We start from the raw sequence: 7,031 nt of genomic DNA on the forward strand, positions 1-7,031 counted from the left end.
GGCCTCAAGGACCACGATCGCTGGCTGAACCAGCGCACCCTGCTCGCCCGCAAACTCGACGGCCGCCGCACCACCTCCCGGCTGCCGGCGCTTTTGGACTACGTGCTGACCCGCCCGATTGTCTCGGCTGGCATGATCGCCAAGGAACTCGGCATCACGCCGCGCGCCGCGCAGGACCTGGTGGCCCAGCTCGGCTTGCGCGAGGCCACGGGGAGGGGACGCTATCGGGCGTGGGGGATTCTCTGAAAGGCCGCGCGCCTGTCGGATCGGCTGTCCGAAGTTTGTATATGTATTTCGGACATCGAACTTGCCATCTGTCCGAAAAATCACTACAATTTTCGGACATGAATAGCCCGCTCGATCTGAAGACAGCCATGCTCGACCGCATTCGTGACGACGCGCCGCGCAAGGTCTGGACGCCCAGCGATTTCGTCGATCTCGCCTCGCGGGACGCCGTCGATAAGACGTTGCAGCGGCTGACGAAGGCCGAATCCCTCAGACGGATCGATCGCGGGCTCTACGATCAGCCTGGCTTCAACAAGCTCACCCAGAAAGCCAATCCGCCGGATCCGCGCTCGGTCATCGACGCCGTCGGGCGACGCGACCAAACCCGGATGCTTGTCGATGGCATGACCGCGGCGAACGATTTGGGCCTGACTGACGCCGTCCCGGCCAAAATCGTGGTGCACACTGACGCGCGGCGCCGTGCGATCAAGCTCGGTAACGTGACGATCACCTTCCGCCCGACCGCGGCCAGCAAATTGTTCTGGGCTGGGCGACCCGCGATGCGCGTCGTCCAAGCACTTCACTGGCTGCGCGATCTCTTGGGTCGTGAAGGGGAGAGCGATCAGGTCAGGCGCAAGCTCACCAAGCTTTTCGAAGACCCAACAGCGGGACCGCCTCTTAAAGCCGATCTCACCGCCGGTATGACGGCGCTTCCGACATGGATGTGGGTGTTTCTCAAGCCGCTCATCGAAAACGATGCCGGCGTTCGTCGTCGGCATGCCGATGATGATGATGCTGATCGTCGTCGACATAGAACGAAGGACAGTGACGATGATCAACATCACGTTGCCGTCGTCGGACCCAAGCGCAAAGCAGTCTCCACTCAGAAGACACACACCGCCAAGCGCGGCGCAATCCGGTCAGCGAAGACATGAACCCGGCTTTCGACGAAGTTCTCGCGGCCGGGTCGGACGTGATGTTGAGCGCCTTCGACACAACGGCGCTGCGCCTCGGCACGGCATCCCAAAATATCGAGAAGGACTTCTGGGTCTGCTGGACGCTGGATGCCTTGTTCAATGGCCTGAAAGACGGAGGACCGCGCCTCCTTTTCAAGGGCGGAACCTCCTTGTCAAAGGGGTTCGGTTTGATCAACCGCTTCTCCGAAGACATCGACGTCACGGTGTTTCGGGACGACATCGGCGAGCCGGCGACCATCGAGGAACTCGACGCACTGAGCGGCAAAAAACGCAAGGCACGTCTCGATGCGATCAAGGATGCCTGCAAGGCCTACATCAACGGTCCGCTTCGCGCTGAGTTGACCATGATCCTACAGGATCGGCTCCGGGCCACCAGCCTCAATGCCGGCGCGGCACGGGTGGAAGCCGACGACACCGATCCAGACGGACAGACACTGCTGATCTGGTATCCCGCGGCGACGCCGCGATCGGATTACGTGCGGGCAGCAATCAAGCTCGAGTCGGGCGCGAAATCCGCGCGTGACCCGAACAGCGAAGTGCCGGTCAAGCCCTATGTCGACGATGATCTGCCGGCGCTCGACCTGACCGTGCCGGCCGTGCGCACGGTCGATCCCGAACGCACCTTTTGGGACAAGGTTGTCATCCTCCACGGGCTGCGGCGCTGGTTCGACAAGCGCGGCGAGCTGCGTGGGGGCGGCCAACGCGTGTCCCGTCATTATTATGATCTACACCAGCTCGCCGCGGCACCGGTCGGCGCAGCCGCCATCGCGGAGCAGACGCTCGGCGCGGACTGCGTCGCGCACGCCCGGATGTTTTTCAATCGGCCGGACTTCGATCTCGCGAGTGCCGTGCCCGGCTCGTTCGCGCTCGCCCCGCATAACGCGATGATCGCGCAGTTGCGCGTCGACTACCGGGCCATGCAAGGCATGATCTTCGGCGATCCACCGGATTTCGAGGCCGTGCTCGACAGCATCAGCTCGCTCGAGGCGCGTCTAAACGAGAACGACGCAAGCAAAAGCGGGACGGCGCGGTAAAGCAGTTGGAGGGAGCCCGCCTTCGGTGCGTCCACCTCGGCTCACGCAGAAACGGCCCCGCCGATTGGCAGGGCCGTTGCCGTGAGTGGGATCAGTCCCGGCTGGGACGGGACCAGATGAGCTGAAGACCTTCCTGGCCTTCCACCTCGATCAGCGTGGCGTAGATCGGGGCGGGGAAGCTCGGGTCGTCCAGCTTGATCGAGAGATAGTCACGCTCGGTATCCCTGGCGGTCTTCTGCCAGGCCGCGCCCAGCTCGACATTACCGGCGAAGATGCGGAAGTGCGGTCCCTTGTCGGAGGGGTTCTCGACCCGAACCAGCTTGGCCTTGGCATTGAGCGCAAGGGTGCGAACCGTGCCGGTGAAGCCGTTGCCAGTCGAGGTGAAGGTGCCGATGGTCGCCATTGTGGTGTCCTTTCAGTTTCCCGGGCCGCGCCCATCGCGGCCTCGATGGCTGGCGACAGACCGGAGGCGGTCGATCCGCACCCCGAAGGGGCCGGCACGCAGTAGAGGGCAGCAGGGCACGACTTTCTTGTCTTGCGCGAGGAATGGACGCGCAGCGGTCCAGGGGAAGAAAGTCGTAACCGGCTGTTGCGGGGGTAAGAGCGAGGCGGCGCTTAAGCGACGACGCCCTTCGGTCAGACATGCCAAATCGAGGACGACGTGGGTGTGCCAGAAGAAACATCCGAGGAACGCGACTTGCGATCATCGAAACCCAGACGGAGGACAGAACCCGATCACCGCCCACCGCACACATCTGACAATTCCTCAGGCTTGCTGGTCGAGGCCCGAAGCAGGAAGCCAAGCGCTACTCGACCGTCAGGAGCCACGCGGCCCTCAAGGTGGACCCGCAGGCCGCGAGCGAGATTTGCTTGGCAAAGCGACGACCCGTGCAAAGCCCAGAACTCGTCCGCCTTCGAAGGAAGGCAAGCAAGTCACCGTCAGGTCCCGCAGCACAGGATAAAGGGGCCCGGCCGTCGAGCGGCCAAGCGAGGGGCTGCAGTCTCTGCGACGATCGCCGGATGACTTAGGGCCGGCAAGCACCGGCACCAATTACGCGGTGTGCTCATCATGCTGCCTCCTCGACGTCTACTGCCTTCGGCTGCTGGTCGTGCAGATAGGTAACGGCGCGTTGCGCATGCGCCGCAGCCGAGAAGATAAAGCGCTTCTCATTAGACAAGAGGTCCAACCACGACGCGAGGTAGCTTGCATGATCCGGCCGAGGTTCCAGTTCAGGAGAGATCCCGAGATCAGCGCAGAGGAAGCAGCTCCCGAGTTCGGCAATCAGCTCTTCGCGCGCGCGTTCGCTCCGATCCTTGCCGTAACGGCTGAGATCGCGATTGACGCGGTGAGCGGGAGCGGTCCAGTGCACGGTCTCATGGGCTCTGACGGCGACATAGGAGGCCGTGTCGCGAAAACTTTCGATCGGCGGCATCTGAATGTGATCGGACGAGGGCGCATAAAATGCCATCGAGCCGCCGTGCCGAACAATCGCGCCGGTGTTGGCAAAGAAAGCGTCGGCGTGCGCGTTGCGCTCGATCGGTGATGCGACGACGGGCGGCCGACCGTAGTAGTGCGCGGGCAAGCCATCGATTTGATCGACGCAGAAGACGGTATAGGCTTTGAGGAAGGGGATATCGCGTTCGACTTCGCCGCCGAGAGCGTCGGTCTCGGTCTTGGTGAAGCGGCTCGCATACACCACAGTGCTGCCGGTCTCACCCTTACGGACATGCGCGCCAAGTTCATTGGCCTGCTTGAACGTCATCCAGATCGGCGAGCAGAAGCCACGCGCGATGGCTTCTGACCAAAGCAGCAAGACGTTGATGCCCGTATAGGGCTGGCCGTTGTGTCGCAGCGGTCGGGTGATGCGGTCCGCCGTCTTCGCGGCGGTCCAAGGTTGAACCCAGGGGCGCACGCCGCGTTCGAGCTCGGCGACGATGCGATCCGTGATGCGGACGTACAGGTCGCCTCGCGACTTTTCTTCGTTCCTGCTCATTATAATATCCTCCGTTCGGAAGGCCGCGCCCATCGCGGCTCCTCACGGGGTCCGCCACCGCCGGACCCAAAGTTCGCGCACCCGAAGGGCCGCAGCAGCGCGAAGGACGGCGAAGCCGTTGCGCGGACGTCGGGTCCGGCGCAGGACCACGGATCGGGAGGAGCCACGATGGCCAGCAGCGCAGGCGGCTGGTTCCTTCTTGTTGCTAGCGGCGATACCAAAAGGGCCGGTCTCGCGGACCGGCCCTTCAGGTGGGAACAGTGGAAGAGGCGCGGGGCCGAGGCCCCGCGCCGACGGTCAGTCGAACGCCGACATCTGCGCCTTGGCCGCTTTGCGGCCGACGGTGTCGGTCGTGTTGTCGACGGGACGCTCGAAAGGCTTCCAGGTCTCGCCGACGACCTGTTCGTAGGCGGCGACGGCGCCTTCGGCGGCCATGCGAAGCGCGTGAGCCTGCGCGCCCATGTCAGCGGCGAATTCTCGCTTGCGCTGTGCTTGGCTATCGAAGCCGACCGGACCATCGAGGTCCTCATCGCGGCTGTCGTTGGCGAGCTTGGCGGTCGCATCTCGCGCTTCAGTGACTGCCCGGGTGTAGAACTGGCCGGCGCCGTGGGCCGACCCGACATAAGCACCGACGATCCGTTGCAGGTGGATCTGCATTGCGCGTTCACTCAGGCCATCCTTGAGCGCGTCGGCGGTCTCGATGACGAGCCGCTCGTGCAAGTCGCGGATGCCGTCGCTGTCGAGGACCGCGAGGCCGAAGCTCTCGGAGATGCGCAATGTCTGTGCGGAGTCGGGACAGACGAGGCGGACCATTTCGAGGGTCGTGCCGCGGCGGAGCGGGATGACACGGGCGGAGGAGCGGGGGGAGCGGGCGGTCTTGGTCATGATGTGATCCTTTCTCGGTTTCGCCTTGGGAAGCGATCGGCCCTTGGCCGTCGCTCCCTCGGGTGCGGTCGACCAGAACCGGCTTCAGCGGGCCGCTTCAGGGGGCGGCGGCTGCCAAGGCGAGCATGGGTGGGCCAAAGGCCGAGCGGGCCCTCAGGCCTGCGAAGAACGCGGCTCCCCATCGCGAGACGGCGTCCGCCGATCGCTTGCGACTTGCCCTTGAAGCGGACCGCGGCCGGTTCAGACCGCAGCACAAACCGAGGGGGTGACGGCCAAGGCATCCGCCGCTGAAACCGTGAGACGTCGGGCCAAACCCGCTGAACTCCCCGCCTGGACATGAAGCGTTCGCACGCGTCGCTCGCGCTCGAATTGGTGGCTTCTTCGCCTCTCACCGCCACGCAGCGGAAACCCGATGGCGCGTCCGAACCTCGGCGATCGCCGTCTCCTGCCGATCGAGCTTGCAGGTGAGAGCATCGATCTCGCGGCGACGGGCCAAGGCGAGCTCCGCGATATGCTGCTGAAACAGCCGCTCGTCCGCGCTCGTCCAGCTCGATGCGTTACGGCCGCGCTGCTTTCGCTTCGTCCGGTCGGTGATCGTTAGCCGTTCGGCCCGTGACGCGATCTGGCGCTCGATGAGGCCGAGACGGCGCCGCGTCTCGGCTTGCGCGGCTTTCATGCGCGCGAGCAGGAGGCGTTGGTCTTGACGCTCAATCATCGCTCCGTCCTCACAGGCCATAGAGGAGGCGGACTCGTCGGGAGTGTTGTCGTCCGGGAGGGACACCGCGGCGATGGATGAAGCGACGTCTTCGCCAGCGACGCCCCGCGCCGAATCGATGCCAGCGTGCTTGCGCATGCCTGGCGTAAGGATGCCGTCGAGTGCGTAGCCGATGGCGCTCTCGGGATAATGGTGCACGCGCATGAGGAGATCGACGGCGACAAGGCATTCATGGCTGAATCTCCTTTCTGTCGACGTCAGCCGGGCAGGGCTCCGGCGCATGGATGGATACGCGCACGGCGCACCTCCAAGCGTCGGTGCCGGTGAAATGCCGTCGAAGCCGCGGATGCCGGACGACGAGGACCGGCGTTTCGCCGTGCTCGTCAGTGGCCATGCGCCAGCCGAAGGCTTTGGCAATGAGGCGCCAGGGCATGGGTCACCTCCAGCCGACGAAGTCGGAGGGGCCGCCGTAGACCTGGTGGCGGACCTCGTCGATCACGAAGCCGAAGCGTCCGACCTGATACTCGCCGGACGGCACGAGGAAGCGGCGCTCCTCAGTCCCGGGCCCGCGCTTTCCGCCGAGCGTCGCAACGACCTCGACGAAGCCGCTCTCGTGCTTGGAAGTGATGGCAGAGACGACGACCCAGTCACGCCCGTGCGCGTGGTCGAAGGCGCGGCGATCCTTTTCGCGGGACTCGCCCGCCTGGAGGATCGTGCCGGAAATGGCCTCCCAGGCGTCGGGCCAACTGTCCCTGATGGTTCTCTCGGCGCAACGCCGCTCGAACGCCGTGAAGAGCTGCGGAAAGGTGATCGCGACAATCGCCCATTCGGCGTCTTCCTCGTACCAGCCACCCTCCGAGCGCAGCATGGGATGGACCTTGCGGTTGCGCTCGGCGGAGAGGTGAAAGCCGCCGTGGCCTGCGGTCGAGTGGCAGACCACATCTTCGGCGTAGAGGGTGGCGCCTTGCGAGGCACCCCACGGCGTGTTCGCCGCGGACCGCAAATCCTTGCGGCCGAGCGCACGCTTTTCGCGCTGGTGCTCGGCGTTTTCCGTGACCATCGATCGGAATGCGGCCTCGTCCGCCAGTGCGCCGGAATGGCCGTAGAAGTCCGCGCGTTGCCATTCCGCAATCGGCCGGCCGATGCGCCAGCCGGATGCGAGATAGTGCCCGCCGCGACGCGCCGGCAGCATCGCGAAGGC

General features: G+C 64.8%; 9 protein-coding genes. 3 read left to right on the forward strand and 6 right to left on the reverse strand.

Annotated features, from left to right (window positions below; translation table 11 throughout):
* The 3 genes from MOV75_RS21890 to MOV75_RS21900 form a co-directional block, all read left to right on the forward strand.
* On the forward strand, nt 1–246 hold a 246-nt coding region (locus MOV75_RS21890), incomplete at its 5' end, for a helix-turn-helix domain-containing protein (RefSeq protein ID WP_249796760.1).
* A gap of 128 nt (nt 247–374) precedes the next feature.
* Nucleotides 375–1,160: a DUF6088 family protein gene (locus MOV75_RS21895; protein WP_247006593.1), complete on the forward strand. Its 786-nt coding sequence runs from the start codon at nt 375–377 to the stop codon at nt 1,158–1,160.
* Nucleotides 1,157–2,236 carry a nucleotidyl transferase AbiEii/AbiGii toxin family protein gene (locus tag MOV75_RS21900; protein ID WP_247006594.1) on the forward strand — a complete coding sequence of 360 codons (1,080 nt, stop codon included), beginning with the start codon at nt 1,157–1,159 and terminating at the stop codon, nt 2,234–2,236. The genes MOV75_RS21895 and MOV75_RS21900 overlap by 4 nt, the downstream gene beginning before the upstream one ends.
* Before the next feature lie 91 nt (nt 2,237–2,327).
* Here MOV75_RS21900 and MOV75_RS21905 read toward each other — a convergent pair whose 3' ends face one another.
* The 6 genes from MOV75_RS21905 to MOV75_RS21930 all read right to left on the reverse strand — a co-directional run.
* The gene (locus tag MOV75_RS21905) at nt 2,328–2,639 is read right to left on the reverse strand and encodes a DUF736 domain-containing protein (RefSeq protein ID WP_247006595.1); all 312 of its coding nucleotides are present in this window, start codon (nt 2,637–2,639) and stop codon (nt 2,328–2,330) included.
* A gap of 664 nt (nt 2,640–3,303) precedes the next feature.
* Nucleotides 3,304–4,230, reverse strand: a complete 927-nt coding sequence (locus MOV75_RS21910; RefSeq protein ID WP_247006600.1) for an ArdC family protein — start codon at nt 4,228–4,230, stop codon at nt 3,304–3,306.
* A 297-nt stretch (nt 4,231–4,527) separates the two neighbouring features.
* Entirely contained in the window at nt 4,528–5,115 is a 588-nt protein-coding gene (locus MOV75_RS21915) for a hypothetical protein (protein ID WP_247006597.1), read from the reverse strand.
* 388 nt (nt 5,116–5,503) lie between these two features.
* On the reverse strand, nt 5,504–6,034 hold the full coding sequence (locus MOV75_RS42735; RefSeq protein ID WP_309486956.1) for a hypothetical protein: 531 nt from the start codon (nt 6,032–6,034) through the stop codon (nt 5,504–5,506).
* 25 nt (nt 6,035–6,059) lie between these two features.
* Nucleotides 6,060–6,263: a hypothetical protein gene (locus tag MOV75_RS21925; RefSeq protein ID WP_247006598.1), complete on the reverse strand. Its 204-nt coding sequence runs from the start codon at nt 6,261–6,263 to the stop codon at nt 6,060–6,062.
* Nucleotides 6,264–6,266: 3 nt separating this feature from the next.
* Nucleotides 6,267–7,031: hypothetical protein (locus MOV75_RS21930; RefSeq protein WP_247006599.1), on the reverse strand; the 765-nt coding region annotated here is incomplete at its 5' end.

Source organism: Bradyrhizobium sp. PRIMUS42, assembly GCF_023006515.1.
In the GTDB taxonomy this organism is placed as follows: domain Bacteria; phylum Pseudomonadota; class Alphaproteobacteria; order Rhizobiales; family Xanthobacteraceae; genus Bradyrhizobium.

Coding starts and splice junctions, on each gene's coding strand:
- MOV75_RS21895 (WP_247006593.1), top strand. CDS start 375: ATGCTCGACCGCATTCGTGACGACGCGCCGCGCAAGGTCTGGACGCCC.
- MOV75_RS21900 (WP_247006594.1), top strand. CDS start 1,157: ATGAACCCGGCTTTCGACGAAGTTCTCGCGGCCGGGTCGGACGTGATG.
- MOV75_RS21905 (WP_247006595.1), bottom strand. CDS start 2,639: ATGGCGACCATCGGCACCTTCACCTCGACTGGCAACGGCTTCACCGGC.
- MOV75_RS21910 (WP_247006600.1), bottom strand. CDS start 4,230: ATGAGCAGGAACGAAGAAAAGTCGCGAGGCGACCTGTACGTCCGCATC.
- MOV75_RS21915 (WP_247006597.1), bottom strand. CDS start 5,115: ATGACCAAGACCGCCCGCTCCCCCCGCTCCTCCGCCCGTGTCATCCCG.
- MOV75_RS42735 (WP_309486956.1), bottom strand. CDS start 6,034: ATGCGCGTGCACCATTATCCCGAGAGCGCCATCGGCTACGCACTCGAC.
- MOV75_RS21925 (WP_247006598.1), bottom strand. CDS start 6,263: ATGCCCTGGCGCCTCATTGCCAAAGCCTTCGGCTGGCGCATGGCCACT.